Source organism: Dactylosporangium sp. NPDC049742 (assembly GCF_040674675.1).
Classification (GTDB): Bacteria; Actinomycetota; Actinomycetes; order Mycobacteriales; family Micromonosporaceae; genus Dactylosporangium; species Dactylosporangium maewongense.
Genome location: NZ_JBFANF010000006.1, coordinates 1 through 17,322, shown reverse-complemented (window position 1 = coordinate 17,322; position 17,322 = coordinate 1). Strand labels below are relative to the sequence as shown.

11 protein-coding genes are annotated in these 17,322 nt (G+C 73.5%); 6 read left to right on the top strand and 5 right to left on the bottom strand.

All coding sequences use genetic code 11. The features are described 5' to 3' along the window. The first annotated feature begins 1 nt into the window (after position 1). From AB0J72_RS10270 to AB0J72_RS10260, 3 genes are read left to right on the top strand one after another with little or no spacing between them, the layout of a single operon-like run. Positions 2-985, top strand: coding sequence for a DUF3152 domain-containing protein (locus AB0J72_RS10270; protein WP_363397166.1), 984 nt, complete (start codon positions 2-4; stop codon positions 983-985). Positions 986-1,026: 41 nt separating this feature from the next. After that, positions 1,027-2,205: an adenylyltransferase/sulfurtransferase MoeZ gene (gene moeZ, locus AB0J72_RS10265; protein ID WP_360572251.1), complete on the top strand. Its 1,179-nt coding sequence runs from the start codon at positions 1,027-1,029 to the stop codon at positions 2,203-2,205. 42 nt (positions 2,206-2,247) lie between these two features. Next, on the top strand, positions 2,248-3,042 hold the full coding sequence (locus AB0J72_RS10260; protein ID WP_363397162.1) for a squalene--hopene cyclase: 795 nt from the start codon (positions 2,248-2,250) through the stop codon (positions 3,040-3,042). A 9-nt stretch (positions 3,043-3,051) separates the two neighbouring features. Here AB0J72_RS10260 and AB0J72_RS10255 read toward each other — a convergent pair whose 3' ends face one another. Further along, positions 3,052-5,283 (bottom strand): Hsp70 family protein, encoded by a 2,232-nt coding sequence (locus AB0J72_RS10255; RefSeq protein WP_363397159.1) that lies wholly within the window; start codon positions 5,281-5,283, stop codon positions 3,052-3,054. A gap of 161 nt (positions 5,284-5,444) precedes the next feature. Between AB0J72_RS10255 and AB0J72_RS10250 the strand changes: the two genes are divergently transcribed. Then, positions 5,445-6,710: a hypothetical protein gene (locus AB0J72_RS10250; protein ID WP_363397156.1), complete on the top strand. Its 1,266-nt coding sequence runs from the start codon at positions 5,445-5,447 to the stop codon at positions 6,708-6,710. Positions 6,711-6,893: 183 nt separating this feature from the next. Here AB0J72_RS10250 and AB0J72_RS10245 read toward each other — a convergent pair whose 3' ends face one another. The 4 genes from AB0J72_RS10245 to AB0J72_RS10230 form a co-directional block, all read right to left on the bottom strand. Further along, entirely contained in the window at positions 6,894-8,387 is a 1,494-nt protein-coding gene (locus tag AB0J72_RS10245; RefSeq protein ID WP_363397153.1) for a hypothetical protein, read from the bottom strand. A gap of 86 nt (positions 8,388-8,473) precedes the next feature. Then, positions 8,474-9,643, bottom strand: a complete 1,170-nt coding sequence (locus AB0J72_RS10240; RefSeq protein ID WP_363397150.1) for a protein kinase — start codon at positions 9,641-9,643, stop codon at positions 8,474-8,476. A 1-nt stretch (position 9,644) separates the two neighbouring features. Continuing rightward, positions 9,645-12,317, bottom strand: coding sequence for a cyanophycin synthetase (gene cphA / locus AB0J72_RS10235; protein ID WP_363397147.1), 2,673 nt, complete (start codon positions 12,315-12,317; stop codon positions 9,645-9,647). After that, positions 12,307-13,119 carry a cyanophycinase gene (locus AB0J72_RS10230; protein WP_363397144.1) on the bottom strand — a complete coding sequence of 271 codons (813 nt, stop codon included), beginning with the start codon at positions 13,117-13,119 and terminating at the stop codon, positions 12,307-12,309. The genes cphA and AB0J72_RS10230 overlap by 11 nt, the downstream gene beginning before the upstream one ends. A 130-nt stretch (positions 13,120-13,249) precedes the next feature. Here AB0J72_RS10230 and AB0J72_RS10225 point away from each other — a divergent pair, with 130 nt between their 5' ends. Further along, positions 13,250-16,888: a family 78 glycoside hydrolase catalytic domain gene (locus AB0J72_RS10225; protein ID WP_363397141.1), complete on the top strand. Its 3,639-nt coding sequence runs from the start codon at positions 13,250-13,252 to the stop codon at positions 16,886-16,888. A gap of 252 nt (positions 16,889-17,140) precedes the next feature. Continuing rightward, positions 17,141-17,322 (top strand): hypothetical protein (locus AB0J72_RS10220; RefSeq protein ID WP_363397138.1); only part of this gene is annotated, 182 nt, incomplete at its 3' end.

The window sequence follows — 17,322 nt, the reverse complement described above, 5'->3', positions numbered from 1 at the left end:
GATGGCGAGCCGGCTGAGCAGCGACCGCCGGGGCCTGTCACGCCATGCCGACAGCTCCCGGGACCCGTCCCACCCTTCCGGCAGCTCCGGGGACCTGGCATACCCTGCCGGCAGCCCCCAGGAGCCCCCTTCCGGCGACTCCCGGCTGCCGGTGCCGCTGCCGAGCGACCCGCGGCAGGCCCGTGAGGTCGTCCGGGCCGAGCAGCGCCGGCGGCGTGAGCAGGTCCGCCGGCAGCGGCGCTACGTCGTCGCGGGCGTGATGGCCGCCGCGTTCCTGATCGCCGCGGCCGGCCTGGGCCGCCTGCTGTTCTTCGGCGGCGCCGACAAGGAGGCGCCGGTGACGGCCGCCGCGACCCGCGGGCCGGCGCCGATGCTCGACCCGCCGAGCCGCCCCGCGAGCCAGCCGCCGGAGGCCGGCCCGTCCAGCGCCGCCGGCACGTTCGCGTACGCGACCAGCGCCGGACCGGTCGCCGGCAGCGCCGGGACGGTGCGGAAGTACCGGGTCGCGGTGGAGAACGGCAGCGGCCAGGACGCGAACGCGTTCGCCGCCTCGGTCGAGCGGGTGTTCGCCGACCCGCGCGGCTGGCCCGCCGCCGGCCAGGTGCGGCTGCAGCGGGTCGCCGGCCAGGGCACCGCCGACTTCACGATCTTCCTGGCCACGCCGGTCACGTCGGAGCAGATCTGCGCGACCGCCGGGTTGCACACCGCCGGGTACAGCTCCTGCCGGATCACCGGGAAGGTCGTCATCAACCTGGCCCGCTGGCTGACCGGGGTGCCGGACTACGGCGCGCCGGTCGAGGACTACCAGCACTACGTGATCAACCACGAGGTCGGCCACGAGCTCGGCAACGGCCACGAGGCCTGCCCCGGCCCCGGCCGTCCGGCGCCGGTGATGCAGCAGCAGACGTACGGGCTGAAGGGCTGCGTCGCCAACGCATGGCCGTTCGTCGATGGCCAGCGGTACAGCGGCGCCAAAGTGCCGTAGGTCACGTGGGTTTGCGGGGCGGGCGCGGCAGAATGAGAACCATGTCGTTGCCTCCACTGGTCGAGCCCGCCGCCGACCTCTCCGTTGACGAGGTCCGCCGCTACTCCCGGCACCTGATCATCCCCGACGTGGGTGTCGCCGGGCAGAAGCGCCTGAAGAACGCGCGCGTGCTCTGTGTGGGCGCGGGCGGTCTCGGCTCGCCGGCACTGATGTACCTCGCCGCGGCCGGGGTCGGCACGCTCGGCATCGTCGAGTTCGACACCGTCGACGAGTCCAACCTGCAGCGCCAGATCATCCACGGCCAGTCGGACATCGGCCGGCCGAAGGCCGAGTCGGCGCGCGACTCGGTGCTCGAGATCAACCCGTATGTCAACGTCGTGGTGCACAACGAGGCCCTCGACAACGACAACGTGATGGACATCTTCCGGCAGTACGACCTGATCGTCGACGGCACGGACAACTTCGCCACGCGGTACATGGTCAACGACGCGGCGGTGCTGCTCGGCAAGCCGTACATCTGGGGCTCGATCTACCGGTTCGACGGTCAGGCGTCCGTCTTCTGGGCCGAGCACGGCCCCTGCTACCGCTGCCTCTACCCGGAGCCCCCGCCGCCGGGGATGGTCCCGTCCTGCGCCGAGGGCGGCGTCCTGGGCGTGCTGTGCGCCTCGATCGGCGCGATCCAGGTCACCGAGGCGATCAAGCTCCTGACGGGCGTCGGCGACTCGCTGCTCGGCAGCCTCATGGTGTACGACGCGCTCGAGATGACCTACCGCAAGATCCGGCTCCGCAAGGACCCGGGCTGCGCGATCTGCGGTGAGAACCCGACGGTCACCGAGCTCATCGACTACGACGACTTCTGCGGCGCCGTGTCCGACGAGGCGCAGGCCGCCACGCAGGGCTCGACGATCACCGCCACCGAGCTCAAGGACTGGCAGGACTCGGGCAAGCCGATCGAGCTGATCGACGTGCGCGAGCCGGCCGAGTGGGAGATCGTGCGGGTGCCGGGGGCGCGGCTCGTGCCGAAGGGCGAGATCCTCAACGGCTCCGCCCTCGCCGATCTTCCGCAGGACCGCCAGATCGTCCTGTACTGCAAGAGCGGCGTCCGCTCGGCGGAGGCCCTCGCGGCGGTCAAGGCGGCGGGCTTCAAGGACGCGGTCCACGTGCAGGGCGGGGTGGTCTCCTGGGTGAAGACCGTCGATCCGTCACTGCCGGTGTATTAGGTCACGACGCGCGGGCAGCGGGCGGGCGGTAGCGTACGGCCCATGGTCGACCTTGATGCCGCGATCGGCTACGTCGTCGCACACGGCGACGCCGTCGATCGCGCCCGCCTCGCCTGGCTGCGCACCGGCCAGTCCCCACCGGCCGACGTGCTGGAGCAGGCCGAGATCGGCCAGTCGTCCGACGGCGGCTGGCCGGCGCTGTGGGGCGCCGACGTCGCGTCCGTGGACGCCACCTGTTTCCGGCTCGGCGAGCTCGACGACCTGGGCGCCATCGACCGCCCCGCGGCCCGCCGGGCCCTGGCGTGGCTCGGCCGCAGCCAGCGGCCCGACGGCATGTGGGAAGAGGACGCGTCCCTGGCGGGCATCGCCCCGCCGTGGGCGCAGCCCGGCGACGACGAGGCGAAGCTGTACCTGACCACCAACGCCGCCTACTGGCTGGTGGTCGGCGGCCCGAACAACGGCGACGACCAGCACGCGACCCGGGTCGCCCGCGCCGCCGAGGCGTTCCGGGCGTCGCTGCGGCCCGACGGCAGCTGGCCGTCGTTCCTGGTCGCTGGCTGGCTCGGCTGCGCCGTGCTCTTCCACCTCGGCTGGTTCTACGAGTCGGCGCAGATCCAGGTGGCGCTCGCCGACCGGGTGCCGGAGATGACCCCGGCCGACACGGCGTCGCTCTACGCGGCGCTGCGGCGGGTCCGCATGTCACCGGAGGACTGGCTGCTCAGCGCGGCCCGTAAGCGCCTCAGCGAGACGCAGCGCAGCGACGGCGGCTGGGAGAGCGACGACGGCGCGCAGTTCAACGTGCACACCACCCTGACGGCGATCCGGGCGCTGCGCTGAGCCGGTGGCTCAGCCCGCGATCGTGAACTCCCAGTCGGACTTGCCGTAGGTCCTGGTCGTGATCTCGAACTGGGTGTTGGACTCGTAGGAGTCGGAGCCCTGCCGGATCTGGATCACGACCTTGCCGCCCTCGTCGAGGTTGAGGTATCCGGCGTGGACCGCGGCGGTGCAGACGGACGAGGCGGTGGTGTAGGGGCCGTTGCCCCAGACCTTGCCGGCCTTGCCGCCCTTGGGGCAGGTGTACCGGATGAGCTTGCCCTCGTTGCCGTTGTACTCCTCGGCGTTGGTGTTCCAGTCGCTGTCGTCCCTCTCGGCGTTGACCTCGGTGGTGCTGTCGGTGCCGCCACCATCGCCGCTGTCGCCGCTGCCGTCGCCGGGGGTCTCGGTCTGGCTCGCCGACTGGTCGCCCTTGCCACCGTTGTCGTCGTCGCCGCCGAGCTTGGTGAAGCCGTAGATGCCGAGGCCGACCACCAGGAGCACGACCACGGCGGCCGCGGCGAGCATCCCGGTCCGGCGCTGCCCGCCGGGCGCCGCCGCGGGTGCCGGCTCCGGCCTCTGCGGCGGGGTCGGCGTCCGCGGCGAGGACTGCGGCGGGGCCTGCTGAGGGGTCTGCGGAGGGGTCTGCGGTGCCGGCTGCGGCGCTGGCTGCGGTGGCGTTCCGTAGGTGGCGGGCACGGCGGCCCGGCCGGGCGGCGGGCTCGCCGGCGAGTGCTGAGCCGGACCGGGCTGCGGGGCGGCCGGCGAGTGCTGCGCGGGCCCGGGCTGGGTGGCGGCGTAGCCGGACGGCGGGGTGTAGCCGGAGTCCTGCCCGAACTGCGACGACGGCTGGCCGGAGGTCGGCTCGGCGGCGAACCCCGGCGACACCGGCACCGCCGACATCGGCACCCCTGACATCGGCGCCCCCGACACCGGCACGGCGGCGGAGCCGGACGCCGGACCGGAGACCGGTGACGACGCGGGCGGCGCCGAGGTCGGGAACCCGGCGTTCGGCGCCGGCGGGGACGCGGCCGGTGCGGACGCCTGGAACGCGGCCGGTGCGGACGCCGCCGCTGCCGGTGCCTGGAACGCGGCCGGCGGCGACGAGGTCGGGAACGTGACGGGTGGCGACGAGGTCGGGAAGGCGGGACCGGAGACCGGGGCGGAGGCCGGCTGGCCGGCCGGGCCGGGCTGGGCCGGGGCGCCGAGGCTGCCCTGCGCCACCACCATCTCGGGCTGCTCGACGGCGGTCGGGGCGGTGCCGAGGGCCTGGTGCAGCAGCGTCGCGACGAGCGGGATCCGGCTGCCGCCGCCGACGAGGAAGACGCCGGCGATGTCGGCCGGGGTGAGCCCGGCGGCGGCGATGGCGGCCCGGGTCGCGGTGACCGTGGCGGCGAGGATCGGGCGGGCGAGCTGCTCGAACTGGTCGCGGCCGAGGGGGACGTCCTCGTCGTACATCGGAATATGGATCATCGTCGAGGACGTGCGCGACAGCATCTCCTTGGCGGCCCGGACGTCGTCCCAGAGCAGCCGGTTGGCGCGGCGTTCGGCGCTGGTCGTGGGGTGCACGAGCCGGCTCCAGGCGGCGGGGTCGCGGGAGGACTGGCTGGCGCCCAGGTAGCCGACGATCGCGGCGTCGATGTCGAGGCCGCCGCTGGTGCTGAGCCCTTCCGCGGAGAGCACCTCGAACGTGCCGGGGCCGTGCCGGACGACGGACGCGTCGAACGTGCCGGCGCCCAGGTCGTAGACGACGAACGCGGTGCCGGGGCGCACGTCGGTGCCTTCGAGGGTGCGGAACACCTCGGCCGCGGCGACCGGCTCCGGCACGAGCGTCACGGTGCCGAGGCCGGCGCGTTCGGCGGCGGCGAGCAGCACACCGCGGCGGGTGTGCGCCCAGGCGGCGGGGCAGGTGATGGTGACCTGGCCGATCGGGCCGCCGGCGACCCGCCGCGCCTCGCCGCCGACGCGGGCGAGGACGGCCGCGAACAGGTCGGCGGTCGGCACCTCGTGGTCGCCGAGCAGGACGGCGGGTTCGTCGATGCGCCGCTTCGGGTTGGGCTCGAAGCGCTCGGGGCTGACCCGGGCGGCGTGCACCGCGTCGCGCCCGACGAGCAGACCCGACTGCGGGTCGGCGTACACCGCCGAGGGCAGGCTCGGCGAACCGTCGAAGAGCAGCGGCCGCACGTGCCCGTCGGGCCAGGCCAGCACCGCCGCCGTGTTCGAGGTGCCGAAGTCGATGCCCAGCCGGTAGCCTCGCGAGTCCACAGCGCCAATATACGGACCTCACACCATCGCGAGATCCTCTCAACGGTTCTGTCAACCGGCGCCGGTCAGAAAACAGTTCGGCCGAAGGTGCAACCGATCGTCGATGCCCGCGTCTGATTGATGCGCTCCGCACCCCGCGGGGCACATCACGAGGGGAATCCATGAGTCTGCATCGACTGCGACGCCTGGCCGCCACCGCGGCGGCGGTCCTGGTGGCGCCCGCCGTGGCCGGCGCCGTCCTGGCCGCCGAGCCCGCGTCCGCGGCGGGAGCGCTGGCACCGACCGTCACGGCGCTCACGACCGCGCCGGTGGTCGGCGCCGCCGCCAGGTTCCGGTTCGGCACGGCCGCCGGCAGCGCGCCGGTCACCCAGTTCGTGTTCTCGCTCAACAGCGGCCCGGGTGGCCGCGTCACGGCGGCCAACGGGCGGGCCACCGCCTCAGTGGTGGTCGAGCGGGCCGTCAACGTCCTGTCGGTCTACGCCGTGGCCGCCGACGGCTCGGTCAGCGACTCGACCGTCACCACCTTCAACGCGGCGTTCCCACCGCCGGCCGCCGACCAGGACCTCGACAGCGACGGCAAGCCGGACCTGCTCGCCGTCGGCGGCACCCCGGGGCTCGCTCCCGGCCTGTGGCAGGCCACCGGGCGCGGGCTGCGCGGTCAGGTGCGCACCCCGGCGGTGGACATCGGCGTCAACGGCAACGGCGTCGGCACCCCGTTCACCGGCGCCCAGGTCTTCACCGGCAAGTTCCGGGGCGGACCGTTCGAGGACGTCTTCGTGTACTACCCGGGCGGGATCAACCCCGGCAGCGGCATGATCATCGACGGCCTCGGCCGCGGTGAGCCGCTGCGCGCCGACCGGGGCTACGAGGCGACGCTGTCGGCGGGCCTGTTCGCCGACATCAACAACGACAACCCGCTGCAGCTCGTCAACGCCTACGACGGCAGCGGCAACCACTTCGCGTACCCGGACCTGCTGGGCATCGTGGGCAGCCCGGCCAACGGGTACACGCTGCAGTACTACGCCTCGCAGAACGGCACCGCCAACTTCGCGTTCCCCACGCAGCTCGGGACGGCGACCCCGACCGGCGGCGGCGACTGGGAGCACTGGCGCCTCGCCTCGAAGCTGCTGCCCAGCGGCACCGCCGTCGCGCTGTGGAACCAGTCGACCGGGGCCCTGTACCTGTGGCAGGGCGTCACCTACGACCAGGGGACCGGGGCGCTCGCCTTCACGCAGTTCCGCCTGGCCGACGCCTGGCTGCCGGGCGCACAGCTGTCCGAGCTGCAGCTCACCGACGTGAACGCCGACGGTGTGCCCGACCTGTGGGCGGTCACCCCCGACGGGACCGTGACGGCCTACGTGATCACGAACCTCTCCGCGACCGGTCCGGCGAAACTGACCGCGAAGACCCCGCAGCACCTCACCTGAGCCCACCTCAGCCGTCCGCCGCCGCGGGCCGGGTCAGCACCCCCGGCCCCGCGGCGGCATGACGCCGTGATCCGCACCGTCCACCGCCGCCCGGCACCAGGCTCTCCCCGACGATCGAGATCACGCAGACCACGCCGTACGAGCTGACGTGGTGACCCGCGCTGGGGTTCTCCTGACGGCCGGCTAGTCGACCAGGCGCAGGGCGACCGTGGGGGCGTCGAGCAGGACCGAGGCGGGCTCGGAGCCGACGATCGTCTGGAGGCGGTGGTCGCCCACGATCAGCTCGACGCCGGTGTAGAGCTCGACGGAGTCCCAGCCGGTCAGCTGGTACGACTTCCGGTAGATCCGCTCGGTCTCCTCCTTGATGTCGGGGGCCGAGCGCTTCCAGATCAGGGTGCCGTTCTCGCTCGTGTCGGTGACGACGGGGTGGCCGTCGCGGACCTCGAGCTTCAGGTGCTCCTTGGCGATCCAGGCGGCCGCGGCCTCGTGCAGCCACTGGCCGACGGCGATGTCGTCGGGGTCGGCGGGCTCGCGGCCGACGATCACGGGACGGTCGGCGCCGACCACGAACCGGCGCCGGGCCAGGTCCTCGACGACCACGGACACGGCGAACGCGGGCGGCCGCGGGCCGATGTCCTTGACCGCCTGGCCGTGGCGGGGGCAGGCGGGCACGCCGGCGCGCATGCGCGGGACCGGCTGGCCGATCCGGCGGAAGCGGCCGAACGCGGGGCACTCGGGCTCGCCGCACCGCCACTCGCGGGCCATCAGGGCGGCGCCGACGCCGCTGGGCTCCGCACGGGTGAACCGCCGCCGCATCACCCGGGTGCGCCCCGCGCGCTGCGACCCGCGGGCGGTGAACGACTGCAGCCCGTCCGGCCGCCCGCCCTGCTCCTGCTTGGGTTCCGGGGCGGCCTTCTCGGCGGTGGTGGTGGCCGCGGCGGGCTTGGCCGGACGAGGCGACGGCTTGGGCGCGGCCTCCACGGGCTCCGACGATTCGCCCTGCTCGGAAGACTCCCCCTCCGCCGACATATCGGAAATTTCGGAAGTTTCGGTTTCGTCGGCGGACGGGGCGGAGGGAGCGGAGGACTCGGCGGGCTCGGAGGATTCGGCGGGCTCGAGCGGGATGATCGGCAGGGTCGCGGTGCCCTTCACGACCAGGCGTTCCTTGCCGTCCTTCGGCGGGGTGGGCTCGCCGCCGGGGGTCAGGACCGCGCCGCCGGCGCGCGGGGTCAGCTGCAGCACGCGCTCGGGGCTGTCGACGAGCCACGGGAACCGAGCGGCGAACTGCGGCTGGTCACGGACCACGATCAGGGGCAGGCCGGTGAAGTCGGCGATCTCGGCGGGCCGGTCGGCGACGACGGGCGTGACCTCGATGAGCCCGTCGTCGGCCCAGCGGCCGAGCACCATGCGCTCCTTCGAGGTGAGCGCCGCCTCGGACAGGGCCTCACGGCCGACCACGGGGTAGAGCATGGCGCCGGCGTCGATGAGGTACCGGCTGAGCGCGTCGACGACCATCCCGAGGCGCAGCAGGTTGATGGGGCGGCCACCGTCGAGGGCCACGAACCGGGCGACGTCGGCGAGGTCGACGACGGCCTGAGCGAGCGTGACGTCAGTCGTCAGCCGTTGCTCGATGGTGTCCATGACCCGGCTGACCTCGAAGCGCACGGCCTCTCCCATCCCTCGACCCGGACACCATAGGGCATCACCGAGATCAGACTTGTGTACCAGTCGGGAAGGTTGCACGCCATAAGCAACGAAAAGGTTCAGCCACCACTTTTCTTGCCGTTGCCGTTGTGCTTGCCCTTCGCCTTGCCATTCTGCGCACCACCGGCATTCCCGGCGGCGGGTGGCGCGCCGCCGGAGTGCTTGGCGGCCGTCTCGGCCTGGGCGGCCGGCACCACCGGCGGCCCGGCCGGATCGGACGGCTGCGGGTCGGTGCCGGCGACGGGAGAGGTCACCGGGGAGCCCGGGTTCCAGGCGGCGGACGGGTCGCGGTCCTGCGCGGCCGCGCCCACTGCGCCGGAGCCGAAGAGCAGGAGGGCCGCGACGGCGACGGAGACCCGCCGCCGGGCCGACCCGCCGAGCGTGACGTCGCTCAGCCGCAGGGTGGGCGCGGCGCGCCGGGCGGCGAAGCGGTGGCGGGCGCCGATCCGCCGGGTCACCGCCGGGGCGGACAGCAGCGCGGCCAGGTCGGTCGCGGCGGGCCGGTTGCCGGGCGCCTTCGCCAGGCAGCGGCGCAGCGCGTCCGCCACCCCGGCGGGCAGGGTCAGGCCCGCGGGCAGCGGCGCCGGCGGCAGCTTGCGGTGCGCGTGCAGCAGCTCCTCGGTGGTGGTGACGGCCCACGGCAGTGCGCCGGTGAGCATGCGGTACAGGACGAGGCCCAGGGCGTACACGTCGGTGGCGGGCGACGGCGGGACGCCCCGGATGCGCTCGGGCGCGAGGTAGGCGGGCGTGCCGATCAGCTGGTCGGGCTCGTTGCCGGCGATCGCGGAGACGCCGAAGTCGACGAGCTTCGGCCCGCCGGCGGTGAGCATGACGTTGGCGGGCTTGACGTCGTGGTGCACCAGGCCGCGCTCGTGGACGGCGGCGAGGGCCGAGGCGAGCTGCCCGGCGATCCGCAGCGACTCGGCGACCTCGAGCGGCCCACCCGCGTGGATCAGCCGGTCCTCGAGGGACTCGCCCTCGACGAGCTCCATGACGACGAACGGCGCGCCGTCGGCGTCGTGGCCGAAGTCGTACACGGCGGCGATGTGCGGGTGGCTGAGGAGCGCGGCGGCGCGGGCCTCGTCCTGGATGCGGCGGCGGGACCGCGGGTCCGCGGCGGTCGCGAGGTGTTTGACGGCGACGGACCGGCCGAGCACCTCGTCGCGGGCCCGCCAGACGACGGACATGCCGCCCACACCGAGTTGCTCGATCAGCCGATAGCGCTCCACGTCATACAGATGCCCCGATGAGCGGAAACGACACGTGTTGATCGTGGGCGGTCTCCGCGCCGAGGGTCCGCAGCAGCGACAGGACCGGCTCGATCTTCTCGTACAGCAGCAACACCACGTCACCGGGGCGGGCCAGCGCCAGTGCGGCGGGGACGGCCTCGTCGACGGTCCGCACGACGGTGCAGATGGCCTTCGGCGAGGTGGCGGTCAGCTCGTCGTGCAGGATCGCGGGGACTTCGCCGGGTGCCCGGCCGCGGCGGTCGCTGTCCTCGTAGATGACGACCCGGTCGAAGCGGGCGACCTCGCGCGCGGACTCGCGGAGCAGGTCGTCGCGGCGGTCGCCGGGGAGGGTGACGGCGGCGACGGCGTGGTCGGCGCCCCAGAGGCGGTCGACGAGGTCGCCGATCGCGCGGATGGCGGCGGGGTTGTGCGCGTAGTCGACGAGGACGTCGACGCCGCCGAGGTGCAGCAGCATGCCGCGGCCGGGGTTGTCGGTGAACGTGCGGAGGCGTTCGGCGACGCGGGCGGTGGCGACGCCGAGGACGCGGGCGGCGGCGGTCGCGGCGAGGGCGTTGGCGACGAGGTGGCGGGCGGCGCCGCCGAAGCCGCCGCCGAGCTCGCCGACGGCGAGGATCGGGATCCAGCGGCGGTCGGCCAGCTCGACGAGCCAGCCGTCGGCGAGCAGGTACGCGCGGCCGCCGGTGTCCCAGTGCCGCCGGATCAGCGGGTTGCGCGGGTCGAGGCTGCACCAGACGATCTCGCGCTTCTCGAACCGGCCGGGGTGGGCGGCGAGGCCGCGGCTGCGCGGGTCGTCGGCGTTGAGGACGACGGCGCCGCCCTCGCGGACGCGCTCGCCGATGAGGCACTTGAGCTCGACCAGCTCCTCGATGCTGTCGATGCCGTCCTGGCCGAGGTGGTCGCTGGCCAGGTTGGTGATGACGCCGACGTCGCTCCAGTCGTACCCGAGACCCTGGCGCAGCATGCCGCCGCGGGCGGTCTCGAGCACGGCGGCGTCGACGGTCGGGTCGCTGAGCACGACGCGGGCGGAGCGCGGCCCGGTGGCGTCGGCGCGCTGCACGAGCCGGCCGCCGATGGCGATCCCGTCGGTGGTGGTGACGCCGACGCGCAGGCCGGCGCCGTCCAGCAGGTGCGCGGTGAGCCGGGCGACGGTGGTCTTGCCGTTCGTGCCGGTGATGGCGACGATCGGGATCCGCGACGGGCTGCCGGCCGGGTACAGCGCCTCCACGATCGCGTCGCCGACGTCGCGGGCGGTGCCGTCGCTGGGGTCGAGGTGCATCCGCAGCCCGGGCGCTGCGTTGACCTCGATGACGCCGCCGCCCGCGAGGCTGCCGGTCGGGGGCAGCGGCTCGGCGATCGACGGCAGGCGCAGGTCGAGGCCGGCGATGTCGAGGCCGACGATCGCGGCGACCCGCCGGCACAGGTCGGCGACGGACGGGTGGACGTCGTCGGTGACGTCGACGCTGGTGCCGCCGGTGGAGAGGTTCGCGTTCTCGCGCAGCCGCACGACCTGCCCGGCGGCGGGGACCGTGTCGACGGCGACGCCCTGGCGGCGCAGCAGGGTGAGGGCGACGTCGTCGACGACGATCCGGGTCAGCGCCCGGGCGTGCCCGTCGCCGCGGCGCGGGTCCTCGTTGGCGCGGGCGATCAGGCCGGCGACGTCGGTGGCGCCGTCGCCGACGACGTGCGCGGCGACCCGCTCGGCCGCGGCGACGACCTTGCCGCCGATGGTGAGCACGCGGTAGTCGCGGCCGGACAGCTCGCGCTCGACGACCGCGTCGTCGCCGCCGGCGGTGGCGGCCTCGTAGGCGGCGCGCAGCGCGTCGGGGGTGTCGACGCCGAGGAACACGTGCATCCCCTGGCGCCCCTGCCGGGGTTTGACGACGACGGGCGGGCCGAGCTCGGCGAAGATGTCCAGGGCCTCGGCGAGGGAGGCGGCGGCGCCGCCGCTGGGGACGGGGACGCCGGCCTCGTCGAGCAGCCGCCGGGTGAGCTCCTTGTCGGACGCGATGTCGACGCCGATCGCGGAGGTATGGTCGGTGAGTGCGGCCCACACGAGCCTGCGGTGCCGGCCGTAGCCGAGGCGCAGGAGGCTGAGCTCGCCGACCCGCTCGACCGGGATGCCGCGGGCGCGGGCGGCGTCGGCGATGGCGGCGGTGCTCGGTCCGGCTTTTTCGCGTTCGTACGTGCGGTGCAGGGCCGCAAGCTCGTCCTCGACGTGCACCGGCTCGCCGTGCAGGGCCGCCAGTACACCGGCGATCGCCAGCGCGAGGAGAGCCTGTGCGACGCCGGAGTCGGGTGGCTCGTCGACCGGGCACTCGGTGACGACGTCGTATTCGCCGGGCACGCCGGTGCCCTCGGTGCGCCCGAAGTTGACGGGGCGGCCGATGCGTTGGGAGAGCTCGATCGCGACGTGCTCGGCGGTGTGCCCGAAGTAGGTGCCGCCGTGCAGGCGCTTGACGAAGCCGCCGGGCTCGCCGAACGCGCAGTGGTGCTCGGCGAGGCCGGGGAAGGCGGCCAGGAGCCGGTCGGTGAAGCCGGGGTAGTCGCTGCTCTCGCGCTCGGTCAGCCCGTCGAGCAGGACCCGGGTGACCTGGACGGGGCGCGCGAGATAGCGGTTCGGGCCGCGCAGGCGGCGGCTGCTCTCAATTCGCATGGTCAGGATCCGATCTCTTGATGGCCGCCCGCTCGGTGAGGTTGAAGCGCCAGCCCGCCGGGAGCACGTGCAGCTGGGCGCCGCACAGGGCGATCGGCCCGCCGACCTCGGACATCGTCGCGCTGATCGTGCGGGCCTGCCCGGCGTCGATGACGGTGACGGTGCCGGCGCCGAGCACCTCGAACACGTCGCCTTCGACGAGGATCGCGGTGTTCTCGTCGATGCCGAGACCGAGCTCGTGCGGGAACATCGCGACGGCGCTGAGCAGCCGGTTGAGCCGGCCACGCTGGGCGAAGTGCATGTCGATGAGCACGCCGGGCAGGAACTCCATGCCGGGGCCGGTGCGGACGCTGTCGGTGGAGACCGACGCGATGCTGCCACCGAGGATCATGGTGCTGGACATCATGGCGGCGCCGGCGCTGGTGCCGGCGAGGATCATGCCCTCGGCGAGCCGCGCGTGCATCGCCGTGTCGACCTTGGAGCCGCCGACGACGGTGGTGATCCGCAGCTGGTCGCCGCCGGTGAAGAAGACGCCGGTGGCGTGCTCGATCACGGACACGGCCAGGTCGCTGTTGCTGTCGTCGCGCTCGTCGAGGCGCAGCGGGGTGACGCGGCCGGCGCCGAGCCGGTGGAAGACGTCCGTGTACTCCTTCTCCCGCTGCTCCGGGCACTCGCTCGCGGTGGCGATCACCACGAGGTGCGCCTCGGAGCCGCCCGCGAGCAGCACGAACCGTTCGAGGATGGCGTCGTCGCCGGCGTCATGACTCTCCGCACCACCGATGACGAGCAGCTTTCCCGGCATCCCACCTCCACACTTCCCTCATCTTGCGGTTCGTCGCGCCGCTGGGCGTTGCTTATTGACCAGGGTCTACGTACAGTCAGGACATCACCACTCAATGAAACGTTTCAATCCATCGAACAGGAGCACCGCCATGCGCCTGAAGAGACGCCGCGCGGGCGCCACCGCGCTCGTCCTGCTCGCCGCACTCCTCGCCGCGCCGTCCGCGCCGGCCGAGGCGGCGACCCCCGTCAGCCTCTCCGGAGCGCACTGGGTCTGGTACCCGGAGGGGAACCCGGCCAGCAGCGCCCCCGCCGCCTACCGCTACTTCCGCAAGACGTTCACCGTCGCCGCCGGCGCGGTCAGCGAGGCCCAGCTCGTCGTCACCGGCGACGACACCGTCGACGTGTGGCTCAACGGCAAGCCCGTCGCCGCCTCCCCGCGGGTCGTGGACTCGTGGAAGAGCGCCGTCTACGTCGACCTGCAGTCCGCCCTGGTCAGCGGCGCCAACACCCTCGCGATCGCGGCCCGCAACACGACCGACGGGCCGGCCGGCCTGATCGGCAAGGTGCACGTCGTCACCGCCGGCGGCACCACCGACCTCGTCACCGACGGCAGCTGGAAGGCGTTCCAGACCGTGCCGACCGGCTGGGAGCAGCCCGGCTTCGCCGACGGCGGCTGGCCCGCCGCGACCGACCTCGGCGCCTACGGCGTCGGCCCGTGGAACTCGAACGTCGTCGCGCCCGACCCCGACGCGCCCTCCCCGCTGAGCGTCGCGAGCGGCACGGTCGAGCACCGCGCCAACCCCCTCGGCGTCGACGCCGCGCAGCCCCGCTTCGGCTGGAAGCTCACCTCGACCGCCGTGCAGCAGCGCCAGGCCGCCTACGAGCTGTCGGTCGACGGCGTGTGGAGCAGCGGCCGGGTCGCGTCCGGCCAGCAGGTCGACGTCGTCTACACCGGCCCGGCCCTGCAGTCGATGCGGCGCTACACGTGGAAGGTCCGCGTCTGGGACACCCAGGGCCGGGTCAGCGCGTGGAGCCCCACCTGGTCGTTCGAGACCGGCCTGCGCGCGCCCGCGACCGAGTGGACCGGTGACTTCATCGGTCAGGCGGCCGTCACCGCCGACCTGTCCGGCGCGACCTGGATCTGGTACCCCGAGGGTGACCCCGCCGCGGGAGTGCCGGCGGCGACCCGCTACTTCCGGCGCACGTTCACCCTCGCCTCCGTCCCCGCCACCGCGACCCTCGTGGTCACCGGCGACGACACCGCCGACGTGTGGGTCAACGGCGTCCAGGTCAGCACCTCGCCGCGGGTGTACCAGTCGTGGCAGCAGGCGTCCGCCGTCGACATCCGGAGCCGGCTCGTCGCCGGTACCAACACCATCGCGATCGCGTCGGAGAACACCACCCAGTCGCCGGCCGGCATGATCGCCAAGCTCACCGGCGCGTCGCTCGTCACCGACGCGTCGTGGAAGGCGTCCACCACCGCCCCCGCGGGCTGGAACGCCGGCGGGTTCAACGACAGCTCCTGGCCCGCGGCACGCGCCGTGGCAACCTACGGCACCGGCCCCTGGGCCTCGAACGTCTCGATCGCGAAGGCCGCGCCGCTGCTGCGCAAGGGCTTCACGGTGAGCAAGCCCGTCGCGTCGGCCCGGCTGCTGACCACCGCGCTCGGCCTGCACGAGACCCGGCTCAACGGCGCCCGCGTCGGCACCGACGTGCTCGCCCCCGGCTGGACCGACTACACCAAGCGCGTCCAGTACAAGGTGTACGACGTCACCGGCCAGATCCGGCAGGGCGCGAACGCGCTCGGCGCCTGGCTCGGCAACGGCTGGTACTCCGGCAGCCTGGGCTTCGCCGGCAGCCAGAAGTACGGCACGCAGCCCTGGTACTCGGCTCAGTTGAGCCTTGTGTACACCGACGGCACCTCGTCGGTGGTGCGGACAGATGGTTCGTGGAAGGTCTTGAGCGGCCCGATCCGCGCCGACGACCTGTACCACGGCGAGACCTACGACGCCCGGCTCGCCGTGGCCGGCTGGGACGGGTTCGCGTTCGATGACTCGTCGTGGGCATCCGCTGTTGTACGGACGGGCACGAAGCCGAACCTGGTCTCGCAGGTCGACAACGGCGTCCGGGTGCAGCAGGACTTCCGGCCCGTCTCGGTCACCCAGCCCTCGCCCGGCGTCTGGATCTTCGACATGGGCCAGAACTTCACCGGCTGGAACCGGATCTCCGTCACCGGCCCCGCCGGCACCACCGTCCAGATCCGGCACGCCGAGGTGCTCAGCGGCGGCCAGCTCTACACGACCAACCTGCGCGCCGCCCAGGCGACGGATCGCTTCACGCTCGCCGGTACCGGCGGCGCCGAGGTCTACGAGCCGCGCTTCACCGTGCACGGCTACCGCTACGTCGAGCTGACCGGCCTCCCGGCCGGCTTCACCCCGACCGCGGACACCGTCACCGGCCGCGCCGCGTGGACCGCCGGCGCCCAGCTCGGCACCCTCACCACCTCCAACGCCCTGGTCAACCAGCTGCAGCACAACATCCTCTGGGGCGAGCGCTCCAACATGCTCTCCATCCCCACCGACTGCCCGCAGCGCGACGAACGGCTCGGCTGGACCGGCGACATCGCGATCTTCGCCGCCACCTCGACCTTCAACGTCGACGTCCAGGGCTTCCTCGACAAGTTCTCCGACGACCTGGTCGACGCCCAGCGCTCCGACGGCGCCTTCACCGACGTCGCCCCCGCCGTCTGCTGCGGCGCCGGCACCGCCGGCTGGGGCGACGCGGGCGTCATCGTCCCCTACACCCTCTGGCAGCGCCACGGCGACATCCGCGTCGTCGACGAGCACTTCGACGCGATGGCCCGCTGGGTCGACTACCTGCGCGCCACCTCGGGCAGCGACCTGATCCGCAACCAGCCCACCTACGGCGACTGGCTCAACGTCAACGACAACACCGCCCAGGACGTCATATCCACGGCGTTCTTCGCCTGGTCCGCCCGCCTGGTCTCGCGCATGGCCTATGCGACGGGCCGCACGGCGCAGGGCAACTCCTACGGCGCGCTGGCCGACCAGGTCGGGGCCGCCTTCACCGCCCGTTTCGTCGCCGCTGACGGGACCGTCTCCGGCAACACCCAGACCGGCTACACCCTCGCGCTGGCCTTCGGCCTGGTCCCGCCCTCACGGGTCGCCTCCCTGGCTTCCCGGTTGGTCGCCAAGGTCGCCGCTTCCGGCGGGCACCTGTCCGTCGGCTTCCTCGGCGTCGAGAACCTCCTGCCGGTCCTGGTCGACACGGGCCACGCGGACACGGCGTACCAGATCCTGCTCCAGCCCGGCTTCCCCGGCTGGGGCTACATGAACAGCCGCGGCGCCACCACCATCTGGGAGCGCTGGGACGGCATCCGCACCGACGGCTCCTTCCAGGACCCCGGCATGAACTCCTTCAACCACTACGGCCTGGGCTCCGTCGGCGACTTCCTGTACCGCCAGGTCGGCGGCCTGGGCCCGGCCTCCCCCGGCTACGCGTCGCTGCTCATCGCCCCCCAGCCCGGCGGCGGCCTTACCTCCGCCAAGTCCTCCTACGAGACCCCGTACGGCCTGGCCGTCAGCGACTGGTCCGTCTCCGCCGGCACCCTCACCCTCCGGGTGACGATCCCGGCCGGCACCTCGGCGACGGTCCGCGTCCCCACCTCCGCACCGGGCTCGATCCTGGCCCCCGGCCAGGCCGTCCCCTCGGGCACGGGCACGTTCCTGCTGCCAGCCGGCTCCTACACCTTCACCGCCCCCGCGTAGTCACCTGTCCCCGGCTCCGGCTGCACTGCATCGTGCAGCCGGAGCCCTTCTTCGCTGCCAGATCCCCCAGCCTCGACCGGCACCGAAACCCCGACCCGCCGCCCCTTTGCACAGACATTGATCAATGCCCGAAAAGCCTCTTTTCCAGATAGACATCGCGCGATCCACCCCCATTTCGATCTTCAAAATGCAGGTGGATCGCGCACCCTCGATGTATCAAAAACCACAAACCAGGGCATTGACCAACGTCGGTTGGCAGCGGCGCCGACCCGCCCACCTGCCGCCGCCATCGCGGTCGCCGTCGCCGTCGCGGTCGCCGTCGCGGTCGCGGTCGCCGTCGCGGTCGCCGTCGCGGTCGCCGTCGCGGTCGCGGTCGCGGTCGCCATCGCCATCGCGGTCGCCGTCGCCATCGCGGTCGCCATCGCGGTCGCCGT

What these genes read in the sequence shown, in the direction of transcription:
- cphA (WP_363397147.1), bottom strand. Translation starts at nt 12,317, where the DNA reads ATGCGAATTGAGAGCAGCCGCCGCCTGCGCGGCCCGAACCGCTATCTC.
- moeZ (WP_360572251.1), top strand. Translation starts at nt 1,027, where the DNA reads ATGTCGTTGCCTCCACTGGTCGAGCCCGCCGCCGACCTCTCCGTTGAC.
- AB0J72_RS10230 (WP_363397144.1), bottom strand. Translation starts at nt 13,119, where the DNA reads ATGCCGGGAAAGCTGCTCGTCATCGGTGGTGCGGAGAGTCATGACGCC.
- AB0J72_RS10250 (WP_363397156.1), top strand. Translation starts at nt 5,445, where the DNA reads ATGAGTCTGCATCGACTGCGACGCCTGGCCGCCACCGCGGCGGCGGTC.
- AB0J72_RS10245 (WP_363397153.1), bottom strand. Translation starts at nt 8,387, where the DNA reads ATGGGAGAGGCCGTGCGCTTCGAGGTCAGCCGGGTCATGGACACCATC.
- AB0J72_RS10260 (WP_363397162.1), top strand. Translation starts at nt 2,248, where the DNA reads ATGGTCGACCTTGATGCCGCGATCGGCTACGTCGTCGCACACGGCGAC.
- AB0J72_RS10270 (WP_363397166.1), top strand. Translation starts at nt 2, where the DNA reads ATGGCGAGCCGGCTGAGCAGCGACCGCCGGGGCCTGTCACGCCATGCC.
- AB0J72_RS10225 (WP_363397141.1), top strand. Translation starts at nt 13,250, where the DNA reads ATGCGCCTGAAGAGACGCCGCGCGGGCGCCACCGCGCTCGTCCTGCTC.